Raw genomic sequence first — 25,767 nt, forward strand, 5'->3', positions numbered from 1 at the left:
ATGTCAGACGAAGATTTATTTTACAAAGACGTTGAAGGTCGTATGGAAGAGTTGAAACAAAAACCGATCAAGAAAGAAAAAGAAACCCGAGGGGAAAAGATTAGTAAGATTTTTTCACTCATCTTGGGTTTAATGATTCTGATTGGTTTACTCTTTACCTTGCTAGGGATTTTGAGGTAGGCCTATGACTGATATTCTGATTGTTTTAGCTATTATCCTCTCTCTTGCTTTGATTGTATTGGTAACCATACAACCTCGTCAAAATCAACTATTTTCCATGGATGCCACCAGTAATATTGGAAAACCAAGCTACTGGCAGAGCAACACCCTGGTAAAGGTCTTCACTTTATTGGTGAGTTTAGCCTTATTCATCCTACTATTAACCTTTATGGTGCTAACTTACAAATAAAAGAAAACTCCAGATTTTCACTTTTTGTGATTGGTCTGAAGTTTTCTTTTTTACTGTCCATATTTTTGGTAAAAGTCAACTTTTACTTGGATGAAGGTTTTGGCTTCGCGTAGGAGTTGGAGAAGGGTGGCTCGGGTTTCAAATTCTTCTCTTGTCTTGGGCAGACTGCGATTACGGAAGACTTCCAGATAACGTTCAATTTCATCTAGTAAATCAGAAGCAGGATTGGTCTGGCTCAGTTGACCGGCAATTTTTGAAAAGAGTTGGGCTAAAATTAGGCTCTCACTGGCAGCTAGGTGACAGGTGTTGATTTGCTGGGCCATATTTCGCAGGATACGACTTTGTCGCTGTCTCATCTCAAAATAGTGGATATGGTAGTCCGTCTGGTGAAAGAGGTGGTCTGAGTGATCCAAATAGACTAGTTTGAGAGCTTCTTCCAAAAGGGTGTCTAATTCGTCAACTAACTGTGCTCGGTTGCGTCCATCCCCTCTGGATAAATAATATTTGAAGCGTTGAAGGATATCTTTTAACTTTTCTTCTACCAATGTGTGGTAGTGATGAATTTCCTCTTCTCGTGAAGGCATATAGAGATTAACCAGTAAGGCAAATCCTGTACCGATAGCAAAGAGAAGGAATTCATTGACTAGAAGGTCTGGAGAGGTTGATTTTTGCACCAAGAGATGGCTAACCAAAACGCTACTTGGTGTGATGCCAATTTCCCATCCCATCTTGTAGGCTAGAGGCACATAGAGGGCTAGATAGAGGCCAAGGCTCCATATATGAAATCCGCTCAAGTGAAAAGCCAGAACTCCGATAATCAAAGCTAGAAGCATGGAAAAGAGGCGATTTCGGGCCAGTTTTAAGGTACTTCTACGGGTATCAGATAGGCTCAATAGGGCGATGATTCCAGCCGAGACAGCTGAGGAGAGATTGAAAAAATAAGCAAGAAGGCAGGCAAGACAGGTAGCTAAGATGAGCTTGGTCGTACGTTGGCTAATAGACATAAGGATTTCCTAGTAAGTTAGATAAAAGCGGAAAAGACAAGACCTGAGCAGGCTTGTCTTTATGAGTTATTTCTTACGGGCTGCTGCGTATTCGGCAACAGCTGTGAAGAGGACATCTGTAGAAGAGTTGAGGGCTGTTTCACATGAGTCTTGAATGACACCAATCACAAATCCAACCCCAACAACTTGCATGGCAATATCGTTAGAAATACCGAAAAGGCTACAAGCAACTGGGATAAGAAGGAGGGAACCTCCCGCAATACCAGAAGCACCACAGGCAGAGATTGCTGCTACTACACTGAGGACAAATGCTGTCGCAAAGTCAACAGGAATGCCGAGAGTATTTACTGCAGCAAGGGTTAAAACGTTAATGGTAATCGCTGCTCCGGCCATGTTGATAGTAGAACCGAGTGGGATAGAAACCGAATAGGTATCTGGATCTAGTCCAAGGTCGTGACAAAGTTTCATATTGACAGGAATGTTGGCCGCAGAACTACGAGTGAAGAAGGCTGTCACACCACTGACACGCAAACATTTCAAAACGAGGGGATAAGGATTTCTCTTCATAAAGAGGAAGGCAATTAGTGGATTGACTACCAGAGCCACAAAGAACATAGTTGTCACCAAGAGGGCAAGCAAGATTCCGTAGTTAGCGAGACTGCCGATTCCCTTGTTAGAGATGGTTTTGAAGACAAGACCAAGGATACCAAATGGAGCTAGGTTGATGATCCATTCGACAATCTTAGAAGTCACATCAGCCATAGTTTTCAGCAATTCTTTACTGTTTTTGCTGGCCTCTCTCATAGCAATACCGAAAACAACTGCCCAAGACAGGATACCGATGTAGTTGGCTGTGACAAGGGCATTGACTGGATTGTCAACCAGTTTGAGCAAGAGATTGCTGAGGACCTGGCCAATCCCATCTGGTGGTGCGATTTCTGTATTGGCACTATTTAAGGTAATCTCAACAGGGACTATGAAACTTGCTAGTACAGCGATAAGGGCAGCAGCAAAGGTTCCCACCAAGTAAAGGAAGATAACGGTTTTCATGTTGCTATCTTGTCCCTTTTGATGTTGGGAAAGGGCGTTAGCAACGAGGGCAAAGACTAGAATAGGTGCGATGGCTTTTAGACCGCCAACAAATAGATCTCCGAGTAGACCAATTCCTGAAATGTTAGGAAGTGTCAGTCCTAGGGTCCCTCCAATAAGCATACCAATCAAAATCCGTTTGATTAGGCTTGCCTTATTCCAAGCATGAATGAATTTTTTCATAACAACCTCCTTAGTTGTGTAATGTTTATGATTATAGTATAAATATGAACTAAAATCAAGAATTTTCTGTCTATTTCGGCTATTATTTTTGAATATTTATGGAGATTCATCACTTGTGAAAGTATGGTATAATAAATGAAAGGAGTTTTCTATGAAAGAATTTATTCAAACCTACCTCAATAAGCTTGATGTTACAACGATTATTGAAAATATCTTAACCAAGTTAATTTCTCTGTTATTTCTATTTTTACTCTTTTATATAGCTAAGAAATTGCTCCATACCATGGTGCAGAGAATTGTCAAACCTTCTCTAAAAATGTCTCGTCACGATGTCGGACGTCAGAAAACCATTTCACGTTTATTAGAGAATGTGTTTAATTATACCCTTTATTTCTTTTTGCTTTACTGTATCTTGTCTATTTTGGGTTTGCCAGTTTCTAGTTTGCTGGCAGGTGCTGGGATAGCTGGGGTGGCCATTGGTATGGGAGCCCAAGGTTTTCTGTCTGATGTCATCAATGGCTTTTTCATCCTCTTTGAACATCAACTGGATGTGGGAGATGAGGTCGTTCTGACAAATGGGCCTATTACTGTATCGGGCAAGGTTGTCAGCGTCGGCATTCGAACAACGCAACTCAGAGGAGAAGACCAGGTTCTGCACTTCGTTCCCAATCGGAATATCACCGTTGTCAGCAATTTCTCTCGGACAGACCAGGCCTGAAATTTTAGCAGATTTATGGTACAATAGAAAGAGTTTGGTAAAGGAGAGAAGATGTTTTTAGAAAAACAGTTGGGCAATGGTTGTACCTGGATTAACCTAGATTTGGACAAGTTGAAAAAACTAGAGGACCTTTCTGAAATCTACGGTTTGGACAAGGAAACCATTGAATACGCGCTGGATAGAAATGAGCGCGCTCACATGGATTATCACCGTGAAAATGGGACTGTGACCTTTATCTACAATGTCTTGAACTTGAAAAAGGATAAGGAATACTACGAAGCTTTTCCTATGACCTTTATCGTGGAACATCGTCGCCTGATTACCATTAGTAATACCAAGAACGCCTATGTCATTGAACAGATGACCCGTTATCTGGAGAGTCATGACATGCTTTCGATTTACAAGTTTCTCTTTGCCAGTCTGGAAATCATCAGCAATGCCTACTATCCTGTCATAGAGCAGATGGATAAGAGTAAGGACGAGGTCAATGGCCTCTTGCGCCAGCGAACAACTAAGAAAAATCTTTTTGCGCTGTCCGACTTGGAGACTGGTATGGTTTATCTTACTGCGGCTGCCAAGCAAAATCGCATGTTGCTCGAGCATATTCAAGGGCATGCCCTCTATCGCAGTTTTAACGAGATTGAGAGAGAACAGTTTGATGATGCCATGATTGAGGCTCATCAGCTGGTATCCATGACAGACTTGATTTCTCAAGTACTCCAACAACTATCAGCATCTTACAACAACATCCTAAACAATAATCTGAATGATAATTTGACAACCTTGACCATCATTTCAGTCTTGCTAGCGGTTTTGGCAGTCGTGACAGGCTTTTTCGGAATGAATGTTCCCCTACCTTTAACAGATGAGCCCCATGCTTGGCTCTACATCAGTTTGGCTAGTGCTGGGTTGTGGATTGTCTTGTCATTGTTACTAAGGAAAATTGCGAAAAAAAGTTAAGAAAAGGAGCCAGAATGGCGATTGAAAATTACATGCCAGATTTTGCTGTGGAAGCAGTTTATGATCTGACAGTCCCAAGCCTGCAGGCGCAGGGAATCAAGGCTGTTTTGGTCGATTTGGACAATACCCTCATTGCTTGGAACAACCCTGATGGGACGCCAGAGATGAAGCAATGGCTACATGACCTTCGGGACGCGGGCATTCGCATTATCGTAGTCTCAAATAACACCAAAAAACGTGTCCAACGAGCAGTTGAGAAATTTGGGATTGATTACGTTTATTGGGCTCTGAAACCCTTCACATTTGGGATTAATCGTGCCATGAAGGAATTCCACTATGAGAAAAGCGAAGTGGTCATGGTTGGCGACCAGCTCATGACAGATATACGAGCAGCCCACCGTGCTGGCATTCGCTCGATTTTAGTCAAACCCTTGGTCCAACACGACTCGATCAAAACGCAAATTAACCGAGCTCGTGAGCGCCGTGTGATGCGAAAAATCACTGAAAAGTACGGACCGATTACATATAAAAAAGGAATTTAACTATGGAAGAAATTCTCTGTATTGGTTGTGGAGCAACCATTCAGACGACAGACAAGGCTGGTCTTGGTTTTACCCCCCAGTCGGCATTTGAAAAAGGTTTGGAGACTGGCGAAGTCTATTGCCAACGCTGTTTCCGTCTCCGCCACTACAATGAAATCACGGATGTCCAGTTGACGGACGATGATTTCCTCAAGCTCTTGCACGAGGTAGGAGACAGTGATGCTTTGGTGGTTAATGTCATTGATATATTTGATTTTAATGGCTCTGTTATCCCAGGCTTGCCACGTTTTGTATCGGGTAATGATGTTCTCTTGGTTGGAAATAAAAAAGATATCTTGCCCAAGTCTGTTAAACCGGGTAAGATTAGCCAATGGCTGATGGAGCGTGCCCACGAAGAAGGTCTTCGTCCAGTCGATGTCGTCCTAACTTCGGCACAAAACAAACATGCCATCAAGGAAGTCATTGACAAAATCGAGCACTACCGAAAGGGCCGCGATGTCTATGTGGTCGGTGTGACCAACGTTGGAAAATCAACTCTAATCAATGCTATTATCCAAGAAATCACGGGTGACCAGAACGTCATTACGACTTCACGCTTCCCAGGGACAACCTTGGACAAGATTGAGATTCCGCTTGATGACGGATCTTATATCTACGATACACCGGGGATTATCCACCGTCACCAGATGGCTCACTACTTGACGGCCAAAAACCTCAAGTATGTCAGCCCTAAAAAGGAAATCAAGCCTAAAACCTATCAGCTCAATCCAGAGCAAACCTTGTTTCTAGGCGGTCTAGGACGCTTTGATTTCATCACTGGTGAAAAGCAAGGTTTCACAGCCTTCTTTGATAATGAACTCAAACTCCATCGTACCAAGCTTGAAGGCGCTAGTGCTTTCTACGATAAGCACCTTGGAACCCTTCTAACACCACCAAATAGTAAGGAAAAAGAAGATTTTCCTAAACTGGTTGAGCATGTATTTACCATCAAGGACAAGACAGACCTAGTCATTTCAGGATTAGGCTGGATCCGCGTAACAGGCACCGCCAAAGTCGCCGTCTGGGCACCAGAAGGCGTCGCCGTCGTCACACGAAAAGCAATCATTTAAAATGAAATCACTGAGCGAACAAAGTGAGCTCATAAAAAGATAGTTATTGCCGTGGTGTTTTGCCAATCTGTAGATTGGCAAGGGGCGCAATTGAGACCAAGGCTCAATTGTGAGGTCAGGAAATCCATTTTTCAAAGATGAGATCTTTGGAAAATTAGTTCCGACCGTCCCTCACCACCTAAAATAACTATCAAAAAACAAGGAAGAAAATTATGTCATTAACATCAAAACAACGTGCCTTCCTCAACAGTCAGGCACACACCCTCAAACCCATCATTCAAATCGGGAAAAATGGACTTAACGACCAAATCAAAACCAGCGTCCGTCAAGCTCTTGATGCCCGCGAATTGATTAAAGTAACGCTCTTGCAAAACACCGATGAAAATATCCACGAAGTAGCTGAAATTTTGGAAGAAGAAATCGGTGTGGATACAGTCCAAAAAATCGGACGCATCTTGATTTTGTTTAAACAATCTAGCAAGAAAGAAAATCGCAAGATTTCTAAAAAAGTCAAAGAAATCTAAAAAACCTACTCCAAACAACTGTTTTTACAGAGAAATAAAGGAGACTAGCCTATGGCAATCGAATTATTGACTCCCTTTACTAAGGTAGAGTTGGAGCCAGAAATCAAGGAGAAAAAACGCAAACAAGTCGGGATTTTAGGGGGAAATTTTAACCCTGTTCACAATGCCCATCTGATTGTTGCTGACCAAGTACGCCAGCAGTTGGGACTGGACCAGGTTTTGCTCATGCCTGAATACCAACCTCCTCATGTAGATAAAAAGGAAACAATCCCTGAACACCATCGTCTCAAGATGCTTGAGTTGGCGATTGAGGGGATTGAAGGTCTGGACATTGAAACTATTGAGTTGGAGCGCAAGGGCATTTCTTATACCTATGACACTATGAAAATTTTAACAGAGAAGAATCCAGATACGGATTATTACTTTATCATCGGTGCCGATATGGTGGACTATCTGCCTAAGTGGTACCGAATTGATGAACTGGTTGATATGGTTCAGTTTGTGGGAGTTCAGCGCCCACGCTACAAGGCAGGGACTTCCTATCCAGTTATCTGGGTGGATGTGCCTCTCATGGATATCTCGTCCAGTATGGTGCGTGACTTCATTGCCCAAGGACGGAAACCCAACTTTCTCCTGCCTCAGCCGGTGCTAGACTACATCGAGAAGGAGGGGCTCTACTGATGGCCTATCAAGACTATATCAACTGCTCCCGTGAGGCTTTGTTGGAAAAAATGGCAGAGCTTCTACCCGAGAAACGCTTAACCCATTGCTTGGGTGTGGAGCGTGCAGCCATAGAACTGGCGGAGAGATTTGGAGTAGATGCCGAGAAAGCAGGACTAGCAGGCCTTCTTCATGACTACGCTAAAAAACTGTCAGATCAGGAATTTTTAGACTTGATTGACCGTTATCAGCTAGACCCTAACCTCAAAAACTGGGGCAATAATGTCTGGCATGGGATGGTCGGAATTTACAAAATTCAGGAAGATTTGGATTTGCATGATTCAGAAATTCTGCGAGTCATTGAAATCCATACAGTCGGGGCCGGTCAGATGACTGATCTTGATAAGGTTATCTACGTCGCAGACTATATCGAGCACAATCGTGCCTTTCCTGGAGTGGACGTGGCGCGTGAGATTGCAAGTCTATCGCTCAATAAGGCAGTGGCCTATGAAACGGCACGAACCGTGGAGCATCTAGCTCATCAGGGATTCCCCATCTATCCCCAAACCCTTGAAACCTATAACGCCTTTGTGCACTATTTGAAAGAGGACTAAATGAACGAAAAAGAATTACTAGAACTAGTCGTGAAAGCGGCTGATGAGAAACGTGCGGAGGATATCCTCGCACTTGACGTACAAGATTTGACTAGCGTGACGGATTACTTTGTTATTACTAGTTCAATGAATAGCCGTCAGTTGGATGCTATCGCTGATAACATCCGTGAAAAAGTAGCTGATGCAGGCTTTAAAGGTAGCCATATCGAAGGCGATGCAGCTGGAGGTTGGGTCTTGCTAGACCTCGGTGCTGTCGTTGTGCATATCTTCTCAGAAGAAATGCGTGCCCACTATAATCTGGAAAAACTATGGCATGAGGCGAATTCAGTAGATTTATCTGAAACTCTTGCTTAGAAGACGAACTCGGTTGCAGTCAACTGGGTTTCTTTGCTTATTTTAGAAAAATCGATAGAAAGGTAAAGGGCGAGTGGTGTTTGCCATTGACGCTCTTGGTATCATGATTATGGCAACTTATGAAACTTTTGCGGCTGTTTACGATGCGGTCATGGACGACAGTTTATACGATAGATGGACGGATTTTTCGCTTCGTCATTTGCCTAAGACCAAGGAGAGAAAGAAACTCTTGGAATTGGCTTGTGGGACAGGCATCCAGTCTGTCCGCTTTTCTCAATCTGGTTTTGATGTGACTGGACTTGACTTGAGTGGGGATATGTTGAAGATTGCTGAGAAGAGAGCGGCTTCAGCCAAGCAAAAGATTGATTTTATCGAAGGCAATATGCTGGATTTATCCAAAGCATGTCAATATGATTTTGTCACTTGTTATTCGGACTCAATCTGCTACATGCAGGATGAGGTGGAAGTAGGGGATGTCTTTAAGGAAGTATATAATTCCCTCAACGAAGATGGGGTATTTATCTTTGATGTGCATTCGACCTATCAGACAGATGAAGTTTTTCCAGGCTATTCTTATCATGAAAATGCAGAAGATTTTGCAATGCTCTGGGATACCTACGAGGATGCAGCGCCTCACTCTATCGTTCATGAGTTGACTTTCTTTATCAAGGAAGAGGATGGGTCCTTTAGTCGCCACGATGAAGTGCATGAGGAGCGTACATACGAAGTCTTGACCTATGATATCTTGCTGGAGCAGGCTGGTTTCAAGTCTTTCAAACTCTATGCAGACTTTGAGGACAAGGAGCCAACAGAAACCAGCACCCGTTGGTTTTTTGTGGCGCAGAAGTAGGAGATTAGCATGATAAGAGGATATTATTACTTATTAGTATTTATTTTAATTTATTTTGGATATTACTACATAAAATTTAGAGTAAAATTAACTACAGAAATAAAAGCAGGACTTAAGAGCTATATTGATTTTTTACATAAAAATATATCTTTTAATAACTGGAAAAAAGGACTTGCATCGATTTTAGGAGTGATTATCATTGTAGTTTTTTTAATGTTATGGTTAATTCTATTATTTTTTAAAACACCTTTATTATTTTTAAAGAAGATTATAAATTATGAAATTGATAATAAATTTGAAGTCTTGAAGTATCTTGTATTTCCTATGATTTTAGCATATTCATCTATAAAATTTGCTGAGTTTTCACATATAACCAATGGTTCTATAGATATAGTGATTAATTTTAAAGATAGAGTTTTAGAATTAGTTCAAAATGTAATAGTTGTGTTAGCTACAATGTTCATTATACTTATTTTTATCTCTCTTTACATTAAACTATCCGAAAAAGATAAAAATATTGTCAATGAATTACATAAATATTGTCTTATTTGGTTTAAATTAATCGCGTCCTTTTTCATGACTGTTATAGTGATAGTAGCGTATTTCATCACATTAGACAATTCGAAGACACCTAATATTCAGGTTGACGCATATGCCATTATTCCATTATTTATGGCTTCTTGTGTTACTGGATCAAAGGTTTTAATTTCATTAATAAAAATGGTGGGAGATGATGATAAAGCATGACCATCACAGGTATTATAGCCGAGTTCAATCCTTTTCATAATGGCCATAAATACATGCTGGATCAGGCAGAGGGGCTGAAAATCATTGCCATGTCTGGGAATTTTATGCAAAGAGGCGAGCCTGCTATCGTGGATAAGTGGACACGGGCCCAGATGGCGCTGGAAAATGGAGCGGATCTGGTAGTAGAATTACCCTTTTTAGTCAGTGTTCAGGCGGCAGATTTCTTTGGGCAAGGAGCTGTGGATATCTTGGCTCGATTGGGCATTGATAGCCTAGTTTTTGGGACAGAAGAAGTTCTGGATTACCAGAAAATTGCTGACTTATACACAGAGAAAGGTGCTGAGATGGAGAAATTTGTGGAAAATCTGCCTGATTCCCTTTCTTATCCCCAGAAAACCCAAGCCATGTGGAAGGAATTTGCAGGTCTTGATTTTTCAGGCAATACGCCTAATCATGTTCTTGCTCTCGCCTATGCCAAGGCGGTTGCAGGACGAAATATCAAGCTGCATCCGATTCAGCGTCAGGGGGCGGGTTATCATTCTGTGGACAAGGATGTGGACTTTGCCTCGGCAACAGCTCTTCGTCAGCACCAGAAGGACCAAGATTTCTTAGAACGCTTTATGCCTTCTATTGCCCTATTTGAGCAGGCCAGTAAGGTGAGCTGGGAAGACTATTTTCCCTTGCTCCGCTATCAAATCTTGTCCAATCTAGACTTAACCACCATCTATCAGGTTAATCAAGAAATGGCTGTGCGCATCAGAGATGCTATCAAAACCGCTCAGTCTGTGGAAGACTTGGTTGAAGGGGTTGCGACCAAGCGTTATACCAAGGCGCGTGTCAGACGCCTCTTGACCTATATCTTGGTGCAGGCTAGAGAAAGTGACATGCCAGAAGTCATCCATGTTCTTGGTTTTACCGAAAAAGGTAGACAGCATCTCAAGTCTCTGAAAGGGCAGGTTAATCTAGTCAGCCGAATTGGCAAAGAACCCTGGGATGCAATGACTCAAAAGGCAGACCAGATTTATCAACTGGGAAATTCAAGTATAACAGAGCAGAATTTTGGAAGAGTGCCGATTAGAATAGAAACAAACTAAGTCTACTGAAAGGTAGGCTTTTTGAGATTTTTTACGAATAATACTCTTCGAAAATCAAATTCAAACCACGTCAACGTCGCCTTGCCGTACTCAAGTACAGCCTGCGGCTAGTTTCCTAGTTTGCTCTTTGATTTTCATTGAGTATAAATAGATAGCAAAGAAAATCTTGTACAAGTTCCTGACAATTTCTTTCTTTTCGTGTATAATAGTGGAAAAGAGGTAAAACGAGGTATGGTTATGGAAGCAGTTCTTTACTCAACATTCCGAAATCATTTAAAAGACTACATGAAGAAGGTAAATGATGAATTTGAGCCTTTGACGGTGGTCAATAAAAATCCAGACGAGGACATTGTAGTACTTTCAAAGAGTGAGTGGGATAGTATCCAAGAAACCCTGAGAATTGCTCAAAATAAGGAACTTTCTGATAAGGTTTTGCGAGGAATGGCTCAAGTTCGTGCTGGAAGTACTCAGGTTCATGTTATTGAGGAGTAAGAAATGCTGCTCAAGTTTACAGAAGATGCCTGGGCAGATTATTGCTACTGGCAAACTCAGGATAAGAAAACCCTAAAAAGAATCAACATGCTAATCAAGGATATTCAACGCGATCCATTTACAGGAATAGGTAAGCCAGAACCACTCAAGTATGACTACCAAGGAGCATGGTCACGTCGTATTGATGCAGAAAATCGCTTGATTTATATGATGGATGGAGATAGCGTGGCTTTCTTGTCTTCCAAAGATCATTACTAAGTCTACTGAAATGTAGGATTTTTCTCAAGTCTCTACTAAACTACTACTTCTAAAAAACAAGTTTATTTTAGCAAATGCGTTCCAAATTCCTCAAAACATATTCTATTTTAGGTTTGTGAAAATCACTTTTTTATGGTAGAATGTATAAGAATGTATGTCATTCAGAATAATAACAAAATGAGGTAAAAACATGGAAATCATGTCGCTTGCGATTGCTGTTTTTGCCGTCATCATTGGTTTAGTCATTGGATATGTCAGCATCTCAGCCAAGATGAAATCATCTCAGGAAGCTGCAGAGTTGATGCTTTTAAATGCTGAACAAGAAGCAACTAATTTACGTGGACAAGCTGAACGTGAAGCGGATTTACTTGTTAATGAAGCTAAACGTGAAAGCAAGTCTCTTAAAAAAGAAGCACTATTGGAGGCCAAAGAAGAAGCCAGAAAATACCGTGAAGAAGTGGACGCTGAATTCAAATCAGAACGTCAAGAACTCAAACAAATCGAAAGTCGTTTGACAGAGAGAGCTACTAGCCTCGACCGTAAGGACGACAATTTGACGAGTAAAGAACAAACACTTGAACAAAAAGAACAAAGTATTTCTGATAGAGCGAAAAACCTTGATGCGCGTGAAGAGCAATTAGAGGAAGTCGAAAGACAAAAAGAAGCAGAGTTAGAGCGTATTGGTGCTCTGTCTCAGGCAGAAGCACGAGATATTATCTTGGCTCAGACAGAGGAAAACTTGACCAAGGAGATTGCTAGCCGTATTCGCGAAGCTGAGCAAGAGGTCAAGGAACGTTCTGATAAAATGGCCAAGGACATACTGGTTCAAGCTATGCAACGTATCGCTGGTGAATATGTAGCGGAGTCAACAAACTCAACAGTTCATCTGCCAGATGATACTATGAAGGGACGCATTATTGGTCGTGAAGGTCGTAACATTCGTACCTTTGAAAGTTTGACAGGGGTCGATGTGATTATCGACGATACACCAGAAGTGGTGACCTTGTCAGGATTTGATCCGATTCGTCGTGAGATTGCTCGTATGACTATGGAAATGTTGCTCAAAGATGGTCGTATCCACCCAGCTCGTATCGAAGAGTTGGTTGAGAAAAACCGTCAAGAGATTGATAATAAGATCCGTGAATATGGTGAGGCAGCAGCCTATGAGATTGGTGCGCCAAACCTTCATCCAGACTTGATGAAAATCATGGGTCGCTTGCAGTTCCGTACTTCTTATGGACAAAATGTCTTGCGCCATTCGATTGAGGTTGCTAAGTTGGCTGGTATCATGGCTAGTGAGCTTGGTGAAAACGCGGCTCTTGCCCGTCGTGCCGGATTCCTTCACGATATCGGAAAAGCCATTGACCGCGAGGTTGAAGGTAGCCACGTTGAAATCGGTATGGAACTGGCACGTAAGTACAAGGAACACCCAGTTGTGGTGAATACGATTGCTAGTCACCACGGAGATGTTGAAGCTGAGAGCGTCATTGCAGTGATCGTTGCTGCAGCAGACGCCTTGAGCGCAGCTCGTCCAGGTGCTCGTAGTGAGTCTCTTGAAAGCTACATCAAGCGTCTTCATGATTTGGAAGAAATTGCGAACGGCTTTGAAGGGGTACAAAATAGCTTTGCCCTTCAAGCAGGACGTGAAATTCGTATCATGGTCAATCCAGGACAAATCAAGGACGACAAAGTCACAATCTTGGCTCATAAAGTTCGTGAGAAAATTGAAAACAATCTAGATTACCCAGGAAATATCAAGGTAACCGTGATTCGCGAGCTTCGTGCAGTAGATTATGCTAAATAAATAAGAAAGAGCAGTTGAAAAATTACTGCTTTTTTGTTACACTAGATAGAAAGACTGTAGAAGGATAGTTTGCGCAAACTGCTACTATCTGAAGGGGAATTTTATTTTCACAGACTGACTAAAAGGAGACACAATGGCAGACCGAGGCTTACTAATCGTTTTTTCTGGTCCTTCAGGGGTTGGAAAAGGAACGGTTAGAAGAGAGATTTTTGAGAGTTCTGAAAACCAATTTCAATACTCTGTATCGATGACGACACGCGCACAACGTCCTGGTGAAGTGGACGGAGTGGACTATTTCTTCCGTACTCGTGAAGAGTTTGAAGAGCTGATTCGTCAAGGACAGATGTTGGAATATGCAGAATATGTCGGTAACTACTATGGAACTCCTCTGACCTACGTCAATGAAACCTTGGACAAGGGAATCGATGTTTTCCTTGAAATTGAAGTTCAAGGCGCTCTTCAGGTCAAGAAAAAGGTTCCAGATGCTGTCTTTATCTTCCTGACACCACCAGATTTGGATGAATTGCAAGATCGTTTGGTAGGTCGTGGAACAGACAGTGCAGAAGTGATTGCCCAACGAATCGAAAAAGCCAAGGAAGAAATTGCCCTTATGCGTGAGTATGATTATGCGATTGTCAACGATCAGGTGCCCCTAGCTGCTGAGCGTGTCAAACGTGTGATCGAAGCAGAGCACTTCCGTGTGGATCGTGTCATTGGTCACTATCAGGAGATGTTACCGAAATCTCCAACTACCCGATAAAATTTAGAAAATAGGTACAAGCAAATGATGTTAAAACCCTCTATTGATACCTTGCTCGACAAGGTTCCATCAAAATATTCACTCGTAATCTTGGAAGCAAAACGTGCCCACGAATTGGAAGCAGGTGCGCCAGCTACTCAAGGTTTCAAGTCTGAAAAATCAACTCTTCGCGCTTTAGAAGAAATCGAATCAGGAAACGTTACAATTCACCCAGATCCAGAAGGAAAACGTGAAGCAGTGCGTCGCCGTATCGAAGAAGAAAAACGTCGCAAAGAAGAAGAAGAAAAGAAAATCAAAGAGCAAATTGCTAAAGAAAAAGAAGATGGTGAAAAAATTTAAGGTTGGGGGGACTCAATCTTATTTTTTCTATTGCAAGAATCTACTGACAAGGAGGAGGTGAGAAGATGGCTATAGCCAAGATTATTGTGGATGTGCCCTTGATGCAGACGGACCAGCCCTATAGTTACAGGATTCCGGAGGAATTTGAGGGAATGCTGGAAGTTGGGATGCGGGTTCACGTGCCTTTTGGTAAGGGCAATCGCCTGATTCAAGGGATTGTTCTTGGTTTGGAGTCCCAATCAGAAAGAGAAGAGATGGAGCAAGATTTAAAAGATATTGCAGAGGTGCTGGATTTTTCTCCTGTTCTCACGCAAGAACAACTCTGGCTAGCTGAAGAGCTCCGTAAGTCAGTCTTCTCCTACAAAATCTCTATCCTCAAGGCTATGTTGCCGGGATTTCTAAACTCCAGCTATGACAAGATTCTCTATCCTATGGCAGGTCTGAGTCAGGAAGACCGAGATCGTTTGTTTGGTTCAGAGGATTCGCTTGCCTTTTCTTCTCTGGATTTAGCTAAGCAAGCTGAAATGATGCGTTTGACTAGGAAAGGTCTGCTTGGTCTGGAATATCAGGCAATTGATCAAAAGAAGGTCAAGATCCAGTCTTGGTATGAGGTGAATCTTGCTCAATTAGAAGGTGTTGAAATATCTGCGCGTGCCAAGAAAAAGTTGGAATTGAGAGACTATTTATTGTCTCATCCTGAGAGTGCTTCCTTGGCTAGTTTGCTAGAGTTCTATTCGCGGGAGCAAGTCAACTTTTTTGTGGAACAAGGTGCTGTGACCATAGTCCAAAAGGAAGTGCAACGCTCGGCTGCTTATTTTGAAGGCATTGAAGCAAGTCAGCCTTTGGAGTTGAATCCAGAGCAAAGGCAGGCGCGTGATGCGGTTGTCAGTGCGATTGGCAGTCATCAGCCTCCTTTCCTCCTTCAAGGGATTACAGGAAGTGGGAAGACCGAGGTTTACTTGCAGATTATCCAAGGGGCTTTGGACAAGGGCAAGACAGCTATTTTGCTTGTACCTGAGATTTCCCTGACTCCACAGATGACGGAGCGTTTTATTGCCCGTTTTGGTGAGAAAGTGGCCATTCTTCACTCAGGCTTGTCTAATGGTGAAAAGTATGATGAATGGCGCAAGGTGGAACGCGGCGATGCCCAAGTTGTGGTTGGCGCCAGATCGGCCATCTTTGCTCCGCTGAAAAATCTAGGTGTCATGATTATCGATGAGGAGCACGAAGCGACTTATAAGCAAGACAGTAATCCCCGCTACCATGCTAGAGAGGTGGCTGTTTTACGGGCCCAATACAATCAAGCGGCATTGGTTCTTGGTTCCGCGACACCGAGCTTAGAAAGCCGTGCTCGGGCTGGCAAAGGCGTTTATCAACATTTACGTCTGACCCAACGCGCCAATCCTTTAGCTAGGATCCCTGAGGTTCAAGTAATTGACTTTCGAGACTATATCGGACAAAATGAGACGTCAAACTTCACGCCACCTTTGCTAGAGGCTATTCAGGACCGTCTAGCTAAAAAAGAGCAGGTGGTTCTTATGCTCAATCGTCGTGGTTATTCTAGCTTTGTCATGTGTCGGGAGTGTGGGACCGTGGATACTTGTCCCAACTGTGACATTTCCTTGACCTTGCACATGGATACCAAGACCATGAACTGCCATTATTGTGGTTTTTCGAAAGACATTCCTCAGGTCTGTCCTAACTGTAAGAGTCGCAGTATTCGTTATTATGGGACAGGAACTCAGAAGGCTTATGACGAGCTGGCAGAACTCTTTCCGCAGGCCCGCATTTTGCGGATGGATGTGGACACGACTCGTAAGAAAGGTAGTCACCAAGCTCTGCTTGACCAGTTTGGGCGAGGAGAAGCAGATATTTTACTAGGTACTCAGATGATTGCAAAGGGTTTGGATTTTCCCAATGTAACCTTAGTCGGAGTGCTTAATGCGGATACGGCTTTAAATCTACCTGATTTCCGTTCTTCTGAAAGAACTTTCCAGCTTTTGACTCAGGTGGCAGGTCGGGCAGGACGTGCTGAAAAAGCTGGGCAGGTCTTGATTCAGTCTTACAATCCTCAGCACTACGCTATTCGATTTGCTAAGGATCAGGATTACGAAGGCTTTTATGCCTATGAAATGGGAATCAGACGACAACTTGGCTATCCACCTTACTATTTCACCATTGGCATTACCCTTTCTCACAAGAAAGAAGAAGAGGTGGTCAAACGTGCCTATGAAGTGATGAACATTTTGCGGTCAGGATTGTCAGATACCAGTAACATTCTTGGGCCAACGCCCAAACCCATTGCCCGTACCCACAACCTCTATCATTACCAGATTTTGATTAAATACCGTTTAGAAGATGAGCTGGGGCCGACTCTAAATCAGGTTCTGGCCTTGACTCAAGAACGGGAAAATAGTGAGCTCCGTCTCAGCATTGACCATGAGCCACAGCAATTTTTATAAGAAGGAGAAGATATGACAAAATTAATCTTTATGGGGACCCCCGACTTTTCAGCAACAGTCTTAAAAGGGCTTTTGACAGATGACCGTTACGAAATTCTAGCCGTTGTGACCCAGCCAGACCGTGCTGTCGGACGTAAAAAAGTGATCCAGGAGACCCCAGTTAAACAAGCTGCCAAAGAGGCAGGACTTCCTATCTACCAACCTGAAAAATTATCTGGAAGTCCAGAGATGGAAGATATTATGAAGCTAGGAGCAGATGGAATTGTGACTGCTGCTTTTGGGCAGTTTCTCCCAAGTAAACTCCTTGATAGCATGGACTTTGCGGTCAATGTTCACGCTTCTCTTCTTCCTAAACACCGTGGTGGAGCGCCAATCCATTATGCCTTGATTCAAGGGGATAAGGAAGCTGGTGTGACCATTATGGAAATGGTTAAGGAAATGGATGCAGGAGATATGATTTCTCGTCGTAGTATTCCGATCACAGATGAGGACAATGTTGGCACCTTGTTTGAAAAATTAGCTCTTGTTGGTCGTGATTTGCTTTTGGACACTTTGCCAGCTTATATTGCTGGTGATATCAAACCTGAACCGCAGGATCCAAGTCAGGTTACCTTCTCGCCAAATATCAAACCCGAGGAAGAAAAGTTGGATTGGAATAAAAGCAATCGTCAACTCTTTAACCAAATCCGTGGCATGAACCCCTGGCCTGTTGCCCATACTTTCCTTAAGGGTGACCGCTTTAAGATTTATGAAGCCCTACCAGTAGAAGGTCAGGGAAATCCAGGTGAGATTCTCTCTATTGGCAAGAAAGAATTGATTGTCGCAACGGCAGAAGGGGCTCTATCCCTTAAACAAGTGCAACCAGCTGGTAAACCTAAGATGGACATTGCTTCCTTCCTAAACGGAGTTGGACGGACATTGACTGTAGGAGAACGATTTGGTGACTAAAGTAGAAACGGCTAGAAGTTTAGCTCTAGTGGTATTAGAGGATGTTTTTATCAATCAAGCATACTCAAATATCGCCTTAAATAAGCATCTTAAAGGGAGTCAACTTTCGGCAGCAGACAAGGGCTTAGTGACCGAGCTGGTCTATGGAACGGTAGCCCGTAAACTGACTCTGGAATGGTACCTGTCCCACTTTATCGAAGACAGAGACCAGTTAGACAGCTGGATCTATGTCCTGCTTCTCATGAGTGCCTACCAGCTCCGCTATTTGAACAAGATTCCAGACCATGCTGTGGTCAATGAAGCAGTAGAATTGGCCAAAGTCCGTAAAAAAGGCAGTGAAAAATTGGTCAACGCCGTCCTTCGTCGTATTCTGCGTGAAGGCTGGCCAGATATTGCTAGCATCAAACGGAAAAACAAGCGTGATTCCATTGCTTATTCTCTCCCAGTTTGGCTAGTTTCCAAGCTCAAGGAAGAATACGGTGAAGAGCGAGCGCAAGCTATTTTTGAAAGTCTTTTGGTGAGAAACAAGGCCAGTATTCGTGTAACTGATTTAAGCCGAAAAGAGGAAATCCAAGCCTTGTTGGAGGCCAGTGATTCATCCTTGTCTCCCTCTGGTCTTGTGAAGGAGCAAGGGCATTTTGCAGGCCATGATTTGTTTGCGGATGGAGCCATTACCATCCAAGACGAGTCCAGTCAGCTTGTTGCTCCGACGCTTGATTTACAAGGTGATGAGCAGGTTCTAGATGCCTGTGCGGCTCCAGGTGGAAAAACAGCCCATATAGCCTCTTATCTCACGACAGGTCAGGTTACTGCTCTGGACTTGTATGACCACAAGTTGGACTTAATTCAAGAAAATGCCCAACGTCTAGGGGTTGCAGCTCGGATTCAAACGCAAAAATTGGATGCCAGAAAGGTACATGAGTTTTTTGGTCAGGATTCATTTGATAAGATTTTGGTAGATGCTCCCTGTTCAGGAATCGGTCTTCTGCGCCGAAAACCAGACATCAAATACAATAAAGAAACGGCAGATTTCGCGTCTTTGCAGGAAATTCAGCTAGAAATATTAGGTAGTGTTTGTCAAACACTACGCAAAGGTGGTATAATAACTTATAGTACCTGTACTATTGTCTCAGAGGAGAACTTTCAAGTCGTACAGGCATTTTTAGAAAGTCATCCTGAATTTGAGCAGGTAACACTAGAACATGAATGTAAGGATATCATGAAAGACGGCTGTATTCTCATTACACCTGAATTGTATGGAAGTGATGGATTCTTCATCAGTCAATTTCGCAAGATATCGGATTAGGAAGGAACTAACACATGGAAATTTCATTATTAACAGATGTTGGTCAGAAACGAACAAATAACCAAGACTATGTCAACCACTATGTCAATAGAGCTGGACGTACTATGATTATCCTAGCTGATGGTATGGGAGGTCATCGCGCAGGGAATATCGCTAGTGAGATGGCAGTAACAGACCTGGGTGTAGCTTGGGTTGATACACAAATCGATACGGTTAATGAAGTGCGTGAATGGTTTGCGAACAACCTTGAGATTGAAAATCAAAGGATTAACCAATTGGGACAAACTGAAGCCTATAAAGGAATGGGAACAACCCTTGAGGCTGTAGCCATTATTGATAATCAGGCTATTTATGCTCACATCGGAGATTCTCGTATCGGTTTGATTCGTGGAGAAGAATACCACCAGTTAACGAGCGACCATTCTTTGGTCAATGAATTGCTTAAGGCAGGTCAATTGACGCCAGAAGAAGCTGCTAGCCATCCACAGAAAAATATTATTACTCAATCTATTGGTCAAAAAGATGAAATTCAGCCTGATTTTGGAATAATCACCCTTGAGCCTGGGGACTATCTCTTACTCAATAGCGATGGTTTGACAAATATGATTTCAGGAAGTGAGATTTCTGATATTGTAACCAGCGATATTTCTTTGGAAGATAAGGCAGCAACCTTGATCCGTTTTGCCAACAATGCAGGTGGTTTAGATAACATCACAGTTGCCCTTATTGCTGTTAATGAGGAGGAAACAGAATGATCCAAATCGGCAAGATTTTTGCCGGGCGGTATCGGATTCTCAAACAGATTGGCCGAGGAGGCATGGCAGATGTTTACTTGGCTAAAGATTTGATTCTAGATGGGGAAGAAGTGGCGGTAAAGGTCCTGAGGACCAACTACCAGACAGACCCGATTGCTGTGGCTCGTTTTCAGCGGGAAGCGAGAGCCATGGCAGATTTGGACCATCCTCATATCGTTCGGATTACAGATATCGGTGAAGAAGAGGGACAACAGTATCTCGCAATGGAATATGTTGCTGGGTTAGATCTCAAACGCTATATCAAGGAACATCACCCTCTTTCAAATGAAGAAGCGATTCGAATCATGGGACAAATCCTTCTGGCTATGCGCTTAGCCCATACTCGAGGGATTGTTCACAGGGATTTGAAACCGCAAAATATCCTTTTGACCCCAGATGGGACTGCCAAAGTTACAGACTTTGGGATCGCAGTAGCCTTTGCAGAGACAAGTCTGACTCAGACCAACTCAATGCTAGGTTCCGTTCATTATTTGTCTCCAGAGCAGGCGCGTGGTTCTAAAGCAACTGTGCAGAGTGATATCTATGCTATGGGGATTATCTTCTATGAGATGCTGACAGGTCATATTCCTTACGATGGGGATAGCGCAGTGACCATCGCCCTCCAGCATTTCCAGAAACCATTGCCATCGGTTATAGCTGAAAATCCATCTGTGCCTCAGGCTTTAGAAAATGTTGTTATTAAGGCAACTGCCAAGAAATTGACAGATCGCTACAAATCAGTCGCTGAAATGTATGTGGATTTGTCGAGTAGTTTGTCTAATAATCGTCGTAATGAACCAAAGCTAGTCTTTGACGATGCAACTAAGGCAGATACTAAAACTCTTCCTAAAGTTCCACAAAGTACTCTGACTTCTATTCCTAAAGCTCCGGTACAAGAGGGAAGACCTCAATCTAAGCCCCAGCCTCATCAGACAGAAAAACCAGTACCTAGTCCAAAGCCAACCAAACGGCGTCGCCTGAAAGCACGTTATCCAATTTTATTGGCGACCTTCTTGTTAGTTGTGGCATCCTTGGTATGGATTTTATATAGAACGCCCGCTACCATTGCCGTTCCAAAGGTGGCAGGTCAGACGGTTGCTGAGGCTAAAGAAGCGCTTAAGAAAGCCAATTTTGAGGTTGGTGAAGAAAAAACAGAGGCTAGTGATAAGGTTGAAGAAGGTCGTGTTATTCGTACCGATCCTGACGCCGGTACGACACGCAAAGAAGGAACAAAAATTAATTTGATTGTGTCTTCTGGTCAGCAATCCTTCCAACTCGGAAATTATCTTGGAAGAAAATCTAGTGATGTAGTGGCAGAGTTGAAAGGTAAGAAGGTTCCAGAAAATCTAATTAAGATTGAGGAAGAAGAATCCAACGAAATCGAAGCTGGTACAATCATGAAACAAAGTTTACCGGAGGGAACAACCTACGATCTTAGCAAGGCAACTCAAATAGTTCTGACTGTTGCTAAAAAAGTAAATTCTATTTCAATGCCAAGTTATATTGGTTCAAGTCTTGAATTCACTAAAATTAATTTGATTCAAATTGTTGGGGTGAAAGAGGCTAATATTGAAGTTGTTGAAGTGTCAACCGCTCCTGAAGGAACAGCAGAAGGAAATGTTGTGGATCAGACTCCAAAAGCGGGTGGAAAAATTGATTTAGCCAGCACACGTATTAAAATTTCGATTTATAAACCCAAAACACCACCATCAAGTTCCTCTTCAACGTCAGTTCCACGTGGTAACCAAGGTTCACCTACTACTCCAAATCAAGGGAATCAACAAGGTGGCCAGCAAGGAAATCAACAAGGAACGGTTCCTGCTCCGACTCAACCAAATAGTGAAGGAAACCACGAAAATTCTCGTGATTAAACGAATCTTTGTCATGATTTCATGGCAAAGATTTTTTTTGAGTCCGGATTTGTGATAGAATAGAAAGAGTTGATAAAAGGAGGAACGCATGGAAGAATCAAGAGAATTAAATGCCGTTATCGATGTCATTATGCTAGCAGGGACCATTCTTCTCAAAAGTGGTTCAGAGATTCATCGCGTAGAAGATACCATGATTCGTATTGCGCATTCGCAGGGGATTGTGGATTGCAATGTTCTTGCCATGCCTGCCGCTATCTTTTTCTCCATTGAAAATACCAATATTTCTCGCATGAAGCGCGTGACTTCCTCTTCTTATAACATCGAAAAAGTCTGCGATGTGAACCAGATTTCTCGTCAGTTGGTAGGGGGGCAGATTGATTTAGAGACAGCCTTCAAGCAATTGAAGGCCTTGCAAGCCCAGCCCCTTCCTTATACTAAGTTGCAGGTAACTTTGGCTGCGACCTTTAGTGCTCCTTTCTTTTCAATTATGTTTAGTGGAAATATCTACGACGCACTTGGGGCAGGAGTGGCTACCTTATTTGGTTTTGCCTTTTCCCTCTATGTGGAGAAGTTTATCCGAATTCCCTTTGTGACGGCCTTTGCTGGAGCCTTTGTCTTTGGGATGATTGCCCAGTTTTGGGCTCGCTACACAGGTTTTCCTTCAACGGCAGATTTGATTATAGCTGGTGCAGTCATGCCGTTTGTACCAGGGATTGCCTTGACCAATGCGGTTCGTGATATTATGACCAACCACATAAACTCTGGTATGAGTAAGATGTTTGAATCCCTGCTCATTACCCTTGCTTTAGGGGCAGGAACTTCTGTCGCCTTGGTATTGATGAATTAATATGACACTAACAACCTTTTTATTACAAGCAGTAGCAAGTCTTCTTGCCATTATCACTTTTTTAATCGTACTCAATGTGCAACGCTCTATGCTCTTACCTGGAGGGATTTTGGGCATGGCTGTCTGGCTAATCTATCTTTTGCTAAAGGAACCGACCAATGTTATTGTGGCTACTTTTATTGCAGCCATTATCGGTTCTTGTGTCAGCCAGATTTTAAGTATTCTTTATAAGACACCTGCTGTAGTCTTTATCTTGGCCATCTTGGCACCTCTGGTTCCGGGTTATCTTTCCTATCGAACAACTGCCTTTTTTGTGACGGGAGATTACAGTCATGCCATTGCTAGTGCAACCTTGGTTGTTATGCTGGCTTTGGTTATTTCCATTGGAATGGCTAGTGGAACAGTGATTCTCAGACTTTATTCTCACTTACGAAAACAGCATAATGGTTAGAATAATAAGCGACTTGATTTGGTGAATCAAGTCTTTTTTCTATCTTTTACTGCTATTTGTGATAAAATAGTATAGAACGATTTTTTACAATGAATGATAAAACAGAGGTAAATATGACAATCGGTATTGATAAGATTGGTTTTGCGACCAGTCAATATGTCTTGAAATTACAAGACTTAGCAGAAGCGAGGGGAATTGACCCTGAAAAATTAAGCAAAGGACTCTTACTCAAGGAATTGAGTATTGCGCCTCTAACTGAGGATATCGTGACCTTGGCAGCCAGTGCAAGTGACTCTATTTTAACTGAGCAAGAAAGAGCAGAAATCGACATGGTCATTGTGGCTACCGAGTCAGGAATTGACCAGAGTAAAGCTGCAGCCGTCTTTGTGCATGGTTTGCTGGGCATCCAGCCCTTTGCTCGTAGTTTCGAGATTAAAGAAGCCTGCTATGGAGCGACAGCTGCCCTTCATTATGCCAAATTGCATGTGGAAAATTCTCCAGAGTCCAAGGTTTTGGTCATTGCCAGTGATATTGCCAAATACGGTATTGAAACTCCAGGAGAACCCACTCAGGGTGCTGGAAGTGTGGCTATGTTGATTACACAAAATCCACGCATTATGGCCTTTAATAATGACAATGTGGCTCAGACTCGTGACATCATGGATTTCTGGCGTCCAAATTACTCAACAACCCCTTATGTAAATGGTGTTTATTCTACCCAGCAATACTTGGATAGTTTGAAAACGACTTGGCTTGAATATCAAAAACGCTACCAGCTTACTTTGGATGATTTTGCAGCTGTTTGCTTCCACTTGCCTTATCCTAAATTAGCCTTAAAAGGCTTGAAAAAAATCATGGATAAGAGCCTGCCTCAAGAGAAAAAAGACCTCTTGCAAAAGCATTTTGAACAGTCTATTCTCTACAGTCAAAAGGTGGGGAATATCTATACAGGTTCCCTCTTCCTTGGGCTTCTGTCTCTCTTGGAAAATACAGATAGCCTGAAGGCTGGAGATAAAATTGCCCTTTATAGTTACGGAAGTGGGGCTGTGGCTGAGTTCTTCAGTGGTGAATTGGTTGAAGGATATGAAGCTTATTTGGATAAAGACCGCTTTAACAAGCTCAACCAACGAACTGCCCTGTCTGTTGCAGACTATGAAAAAGTCTTCTTTGAGGAAGTAGAGTTAGATGAAACAAATTCTGCCCAGTTTGCTGGCTATGAAAATCAAGATTTTGCCTTGGTTGAAATTGTTGACCACCAACGCCGTTATAGCAAGGTTGAAAAATAATGAAGATAAGTTGGAATGGATTTTCTAAAAAATCATACCAAGAGCGCCTTGAGCTGTTAAAAGCTCAGGCGCTCCTTAGTCCTGAAAAACAAACCAGTCTGGAGCAGGATGAACAAATTAGCGTGACTGTTGCAGACCAGCTGAGTGAGAATGTGGTGGGAACTTTTTCTTTACCTTATTCGCTGGTCCCAGAGGTCCTCGTCAACGGTCAGGAATACACAGTTCCCTATGTGACAGAAGAACCGTCCGTGGTTGCTGCGGCCAGCTATGCAAGTAAAATCATCAAGCGAGCAGGCGGTTTTACTGCTCAAGTTCATGAGCGCCAGATGATTGGGCAGGTAGCCCTTTATCAAGTTGCTAATCCTGAACAAGCGCAAGAGAAAATTGCCAGCAAGAAAGCCGAACTCTTGGAACTTGCCAATCAAGCCTATCCTTCTATCGTTAAACGTGGAGGTGGGGCGCGTGATTTGCATGTAGAACAGATAAAAGGCGAAACAGACTTCCTTGTTGTTTATCTCCATGTTGATACCCAGGAAGCCATGGGTGCTAATATGCTCAACACCATGCTGGAAGCCTTGAAACCAGTCTTAGAAGAACTCTGTCAGGGGCAGAGTCTCATGGGGATTCTGTCAAACTACGCGACCGATTCTCTGGTGACTGCAAGCTGTCGCATCGCCTTTCGTTACTTGAGCCGCCAGAAGGACCAAGGACGAGAAATTGCGGAGAAAATAGCTTTAGCTAACCAGTTTGCGCAGGCTGATCCTTATCGAGCAGCTACTCATAATAAAGGGATATTTAACGGTGTTGATGCCATTTTGATTGCCACTGGTAATGACTGGCGTGCTATTGAGGCAGGAGCTCATGCTTTTGCAAGTCGAGATGGGCACTATCAAGGTCTTAGCTGCTGGACGCTGGACCTTGAAAGAGAAGAATTAGTTGGTGAGATGACCCTGCCCATGCCTGTTGCGACCAAGGGTGGCTCTATCGGTCTCAACCCTCGTGTAGCCCTCAGTCATGAATTACTGGGAAATCCTTCTGCTAAAGAATTAGCCCAGCTTATCGTGTCTATAGGACTTGCCCAAAACTTTGCGGCCCTGAAAGCCTTGGTGAGTACAGGGATTCAGCAAGGCCATATGAAATTGCAGGCTAAATCCTTAGCTCTCCTAGCTGGTGCTAGTGAGTCTGAAGTTGCTCCCTTGGTCGAGCGCCTCATCGCAGATAAAACCTTTAACTTAGAAACTGCCCAGCGTTATCTAGAAAACTTAAGATCATAAAAAAACTCAGACTGTTTT

General features: G+C 42.9%; 29 protein-coding genes. 27 read left to right on the top strand and 2 right to left on the bottom strand.

The features are described 5' to 3' along the window. Together asp4 and O3616_RS07805 are read left to right on the top strand one after the other, a co-directional pair. A complete protein-coding gene (gene asp4, locus O3616_RS07800; protein WP_049488410.1) occupies positions 1-180 on the top strand; it encodes an accessory secretory system protein Asp4 in 180 nt (59 codons plus the stop codon). A 4-nt stretch (positions 181-184) separates the two neighbouring features. Next, positions 185-409 (top strand): accessory secretory protein Asp5, encoded by a 225-nt coding sequence (locus O3616_RS07805; protein ID WP_049488409.1) that lies wholly within the window; start codon positions 185-187, stop codon positions 407-409. Between the two features lie 50 nt (positions 410-459). Here O3616_RS07805 and O3616_RS07810 read toward each other — a convergent pair whose 3' ends face one another. Beyond that, on the bottom strand, positions 460-1,413 hold the full coding sequence (locus O3616_RS07810) for an aromatic acid exporter family protein (protein ID WP_371638562.1): 954 nt from the start codon (positions 1,411-1,413) through the stop codon (positions 460-462). Between the two features lie 66 nt (positions 1,414-1,479). Then, positions 1,480-2,685 carry a serine/threonine transporter SstT gene (gene sstT, locus O3616_RS07815; RefSeq protein ID WP_371638563.1) on the bottom strand — a complete coding sequence of 402 codons (1,206 nt, stop codon included), beginning with the start codon at positions 2,683-2,685 and terminating at the stop codon, positions 1,480-1,482. Between the two features lie 151 nt (positions 2,686-2,836). Between sstT and O3616_RS07820 the strand changes: the two genes are divergently transcribed. From O3616_RS07820 to O3616_RS07940, 25 genes are all read left to right on the top strand, one after another. Then, positions 2,837-3,403 carry a mechanosensitive ion channel family protein gene (locus tag O3616_RS07820; protein ID WP_371638564.1) on the top strand — a complete coding sequence of 189 codons (567 nt, stop codon included), beginning with the start codon at positions 2,837-2,839 and terminating at the stop codon, positions 3,401-3,403. A gap of 51 nt (positions 3,404-3,454) precedes the next feature. Next, complete coding sequence (locus O3616_RS07825; RefSeq protein ID WP_125410167.1) at positions 3,455-4,363, top strand: magnesium transporter CorA family protein; 909 nt, start codon at positions 3,455-3,457, stop codon at positions 4,361-4,363. Between the two features lie 14 nt (positions 4,364-4,377). After that, positions 4,378-4,905, top strand: a complete 528-nt coding sequence (locus tag O3616_RS07830) for a YqeG family HAD IIIA-type phosphatase (RefSeq protein ID WP_049488402.1) — start codon at positions 4,378-4,380, stop codon at positions 4,903-4,905. Between the two features lie 2 nt (positions 4,906-4,907). Next, positions 4,908-6,014 (top strand): ribosome biogenesis GTPase YqeH, encoded by a 1,107-nt coding sequence (gene yqeH / locus O3616_RS07835; RefSeq protein ID WP_371638565.1) that lies wholly within the window; start codon positions 4,908-4,910, stop codon positions 6,012-6,014. 212 nt (positions 6,015-6,226) lie between these two features. Continuing rightward, positions 6,227-6,538, top strand: a complete 312-nt coding sequence (gene yhbY, locus O3616_RS07840) for a ribosome assembly RNA-binding protein YhbY (protein WP_000060169.1) — start codon at positions 6,227-6,229, stop codon at positions 6,536-6,538. 51 nt (positions 6,539-6,589) lie between these two features. Continuing rightward, positions 6,590-7,219 carry a nicotinate-nucleotide adenylyltransferase gene (locus tag O3616_RS07845; RefSeq protein ID WP_000963708.1) on the top strand — a complete coding sequence of 210 codons (630 nt, stop codon included), beginning with the start codon at positions 6,590-6,592 and terminating at the stop codon, positions 7,217-7,219. After that, on the top strand, positions 7,219-7,812 hold the full coding sequence (gene yqeK, locus O3616_RS07850) for a bis(5'-nucleosyl)-tetraphosphatase (symmetrical) YqeK (protein ID WP_371638566.1): 594 nt from the start codon (positions 7,219-7,221) through the stop codon (positions 7,810-7,812). The genes O3616_RS07845 and yqeK overlap by 1 nt, the downstream gene beginning before the upstream one ends. Next, on the top strand, positions 7,813-8,166 hold the full coding sequence (rsfS, locus tag O3616_RS07855) for a ribosome silencing factor (RefSeq protein WP_049488396.1): 354 nt from the start codon (positions 7,813-7,815) through the stop codon (positions 8,164-8,166). 109 nt (positions 8,167-8,275) lie between these two features. Beyond that, a complete protein-coding gene (locus O3616_RS07860; RefSeq protein WP_371638588.1) occupies positions 8,276-9,016 on the top strand; it encodes a class I SAM-dependent methyltransferase in 741 nt (246 codons plus the stop codon). A gap of 9 nt (positions 9,017-9,025) precedes the next feature. Beyond that, positions 9,026-9,763 (top strand): hypothetical protein, encoded by a 738-nt coding sequence (locus tag O3616_RS07865; RefSeq protein WP_371638567.1) that lies wholly within the window; start codon positions 9,026-9,028, stop codon positions 9,761-9,763. Then, entirely contained in the window at positions 9,760-10,857 is a 1,098-nt protein-coding gene (locus O3616_RS07870; protein WP_371638568.1) for a nucleotidyltransferase, read from the top strand. Before O3616_RS07865 ends, O3616_RS07870 begins: the two co-directional genes overlap by 4 nt. 237 nt (positions 10,858-11,094) lie before the next feature. Next, positions 11,095-11,349, top strand: coding sequence for a type II toxin-antitoxin system Phd/YefM family antitoxin (locus tag O3616_RS07875; protein ID WP_000388572.1), 255 nt, complete (start codon positions 11,095-11,097; stop codon positions 11,347-11,349). Positions 11,350-11,352: 3 nt separating this feature from the next. Continuing rightward, complete coding sequence (locus O3616_RS07880) at positions 11,353-11,607, top strand: Txe/YoeB family addiction module toxin (protein WP_371638569.1); 255 nt, start codon at positions 11,353-11,355, stop codon at positions 11,605-11,607. Between the two features lie 190 nt (positions 11,608-11,797). Next, on the top strand, positions 11,798-13,411 hold the full coding sequence (locus tag O3616_RS07885) for a ribonuclease Y (RefSeq protein ID WP_000404934.1): 1,614 nt from the start codon (positions 11,798-11,800) through the stop codon (positions 13,409-13,411). Between the two features lie 133 nt (positions 13,412-13,544). Next, entirely contained in the window at positions 13,545-14,171 is a 627-nt protein-coding gene (gene gmk / locus O3616_RS07890; protein WP_000775041.1) for a guanylate kinase, read from the top strand. 24 nt (positions 14,172-14,195) lie between these two features. After that, positions 14,196-14,510 carry a DNA-directed RNA polymerase subunit omega gene (gene rpoZ / locus O3616_RS07895; RefSeq protein WP_000979235.1) on the top strand — a complete coding sequence of 105 codons (315 nt, stop codon included), beginning with the start codon at positions 14,196-14,198 and terminating at the stop codon, positions 14,508-14,510. Between the two features lie 65 nt (positions 14,511-14,575). Next, a complete protein-coding gene (locus tag O3616_RS07900; RefSeq protein WP_371638570.1) occupies positions 14,576-16,972 on the top strand; it encodes a primosomal protein N' in 2,397 nt (798 codons plus the stop codon). A 12-nt stretch (positions 16,973-16,984) separates the two neighbouring features. Further along, positions 16,985-17,920, top strand: a complete 936-nt coding sequence (gene fmt / locus O3616_RS07905) for a methionyl-tRNA formyltransferase (RefSeq protein ID WP_371638571.1) — start codon at positions 16,985-16,987, stop codon at positions 17,918-17,920. Further along, on the top strand, positions 17,913-19,226 hold the full coding sequence (gene rsmB / locus O3616_RS07910) for a 16S rRNA (cytosine(967)-C(5))-methyltransferase RsmB (protein ID WP_371638572.1): 1,314 nt from the start codon (positions 17,913-17,915) through the stop codon (positions 19,224-19,226). The genes fmt and rsmB overlap by 8 nt, the downstream gene beginning before the upstream one ends. A 14-nt stretch (positions 19,227-19,240) precedes the next feature. Then, a complete protein-coding gene (locus O3616_RS07915) occupies positions 19,241-19,981 on the top strand; it encodes a Stp1/IreP family PP2C-type Ser/Thr phosphatase (RefSeq protein ID WP_049511028.1) in 741 nt (246 codons plus the stop codon). Then, complete coding sequence (gene pknB / locus O3616_RS07920; protein WP_371638573.1) at positions 19,978-21,891, top strand: Stk1 family PASTA domain-containing Ser/Thr kinase; 1,914 nt, start codon at positions 19,978-19,980, stop codon at positions 21,889-21,891. Before O3616_RS07915 ends, pknB begins: the two co-directional genes overlap by 4 nt. 88 nt (positions 21,892-21,979) lie before the next feature. Beyond that, a complete protein-coding gene (locus O3616_RS07925; RefSeq protein ID WP_020903004.1) occupies positions 21,980-22,738 on the top strand; it encodes a threonine/serine exporter family protein in 759 nt (252 codons plus the stop codon). Position 22,739: 1 nt separating this feature from the next. Further along, positions 22,740-23,189: a threonine/serine exporter family protein gene (locus O3616_RS07930; RefSeq protein ID WP_020901615.1), complete on the top strand. Its 450-nt coding sequence runs from the start codon at positions 22,740-22,742 to the stop codon at positions 23,187-23,189. A gap of 113 nt (positions 23,190-23,302) precedes the next feature. Continuing rightward, entirely contained in the window at positions 23,303-24,475 is a 1,173-nt protein-coding gene (locus O3616_RS07935; protein ID WP_371638574.1) for a hydroxymethylglutaryl-CoA synthase, read from the top strand. After that, on the top strand, positions 24,475-25,749 hold the full coding sequence (locus O3616_RS07940) for a hydroxymethylglutaryl-CoA reductase, degradative (protein WP_371638575.1): 1,275 nt from the start codon (positions 24,475-24,477) through the stop codon (positions 25,747-25,749). Before O3616_RS07935 ends, O3616_RS07940 begins: the two co-directional genes overlap by 1 nt. Positions 25,750-25,767: the final 18 nt, after the last annotated feature.

Origin of the sequence: Streptococcus sp. 27098_8_86, assembly GCF_041432595.1 — a bacterium.
GTDB classification, from domain to species: domain Bacteria; phylum Bacillota; class Bacilli; order Lactobacillales; family Streptococcaceae; genus Streptococcus; species Streptococcus pneumoniae_F.

Coding starts and splice junctions, on each gene's coding strand:
- asp4 (WP_049488410.1), top strand. CDS start 1: ATGTCAGACGAAGATTTATTTTACAAAGACGTTGAAGGTCGTATGGAA.
- O3616_RS07805 (WP_049488409.1), top strand. CDS start 185: ATGACTGATATTCTGATTGTTTTAGCTATTATCCTCTCTCTTGCTTTG.
- O3616_RS07810 (WP_371638562.1), bottom strand. CDS start 1,413: ATGTCTATTAGCCAACGTACGACCAAGCTCATCTTAGCTACCTGTCTT.
- sstT (WP_371638563.1), bottom strand. CDS start 2,685: ATGAAAAAATTCATTCATGCTTGGAATAAGGCAAGCCTAATCAAACGG.
- O3616_RS07820 (WP_371638564.1), top strand. CDS start 2,837: ATGAAAGAATTTATTCAAACCTACCTCAATAAGCTTGATGTTACAACG.
- O3616_RS07825 (WP_125410167.1), top strand. CDS start 3,455: ATGTTTTTAGAAAAACAGTTGGGCAATGGTTGTACCTGGATTAACCTA.
- O3616_RS07830 (WP_049488402.1), top strand. CDS start 4,378: ATGGCGATTGAAAATTACATGCCAGATTTTGCTGTGGAAGCAGTTTAT.
- yqeH (WP_371638565.1), top strand. CDS start 4,908: ATGGAAGAAATTCTCTGTATTGGTTGTGGAGCAACCATTCAGACGACA.
- yhbY (WP_000060169.1), top strand. CDS start 6,227: ATGTCATTAACATCAAAACAACGTGCCTTCCTCAACAGTCAGGCACAC.
- O3616_RS07845 (WP_000963708.1), top strand. CDS start 6,590: ATGGCAATCGAATTATTGACTCCCTTTACTAAGGTAGAGTTGGAGCCA.
- yqeK (WP_371638566.1), top strand. CDS start 7,219: ATGGCCTATCAAGACTATATCAACTGCTCCCGTGAGGCTTTGTTGGAA.
- rsfS (WP_049488396.1), top strand. CDS start 7,813: ATGAACGAAAAAGAATTACTAGAACTAGTCGTGAAAGCGGCTGATGAG.
- O3616_RS07860 (WP_371638588.1), top strand. CDS start 8,276: ATGGCAACTTATGAAACTTTTGCGGCTGTTTACGATGCGGTCATGGAC.
- O3616_RS07865 (WP_371638567.1), top strand. CDS start 9,026: ATGATAAGAGGATATTATTACTTATTAGTATTTATTTTAATTTATTTT.
- O3616_RS07870 (WP_371638568.1), top strand. CDS start 9,760: ATGACCATCACAGGTATTATAGCCGAGTTCAATCCTTTTCATAATGGC.
- O3616_RS07875 (WP_000388572.1), top strand. CDS start 11,095: ATGGAAGCAGTTCTTTACTCAACATTCCGAAATCATTTAAAAGACTAC.
- O3616_RS07880 (WP_371638569.1), top strand. CDS start 11,353: ATGCTGCTCAAGTTTACAGAAGATGCCTGGGCAGATTATTGCTACTGG.
- O3616_RS07885 (WP_000404934.1), top strand. CDS start 11,798: ATGGAAATCATGTCGCTTGCGATTGCTGTTTTTGCCGTCATCATTGGT.
- gmk (WP_000775041.1), top strand. CDS start 13,545: ATGGCAGACCGAGGCTTACTAATCGTTTTTTCTGGTCCTTCAGGGGTT.
- rpoZ (WP_000979235.1), top strand. CDS start 14,196: ATGATGTTAAAACCCTCTATTGATACCTTGCTCGACAAGGTTCCATCA.
- O3616_RS07900 (WP_371638570.1), top strand. CDS start 14,576: ATGGCTATAGCCAAGATTATTGTGGATGTGCCCTTGATGCAGACGGAC.
- fmt (WP_371638571.1), top strand. CDS start 16,985: ATGACAAAATTAATCTTTATGGGGACCCCCGACTTTTCAGCAACAGTC.
- O3616_RS07915 (WP_049511028.1), top strand. CDS start 19,241: ATGGAAATTTCATTATTAACAGATGTTGGTCAGAAACGAACAAATAAC.
- pknB (WP_371638573.1), top strand. CDS start 19,978: ATGATCCAAATCGGCAAGATTTTTGCCGGGCGGTATCGGATTCTCAAA.
- O3616_RS07925 (WP_020903004.1), top strand. CDS start 21,980: ATGGAAGAATCAAGAGAATTAAATGCCGTTATCGATGTCATTATGCTA.
- O3616_RS07930 (WP_020901615.1), top strand. CDS start 22,740: ATGACACTAACAACCTTTTTATTACAAGCAGTAGCAAGTCTTCTTGCC.
- O3616_RS07935 (WP_371638574.1), top strand. CDS start 23,303: ATGACAATCGGTATTGATAAGATTGGTTTTGCGACCAGTCAATATGTC.
- O3616_RS07940 (WP_371638575.1), top strand. CDS start 24,475: ATGAAGATAAGTTGGAATGGATTTTCTAAAAAATCATACCAAGAGCGC.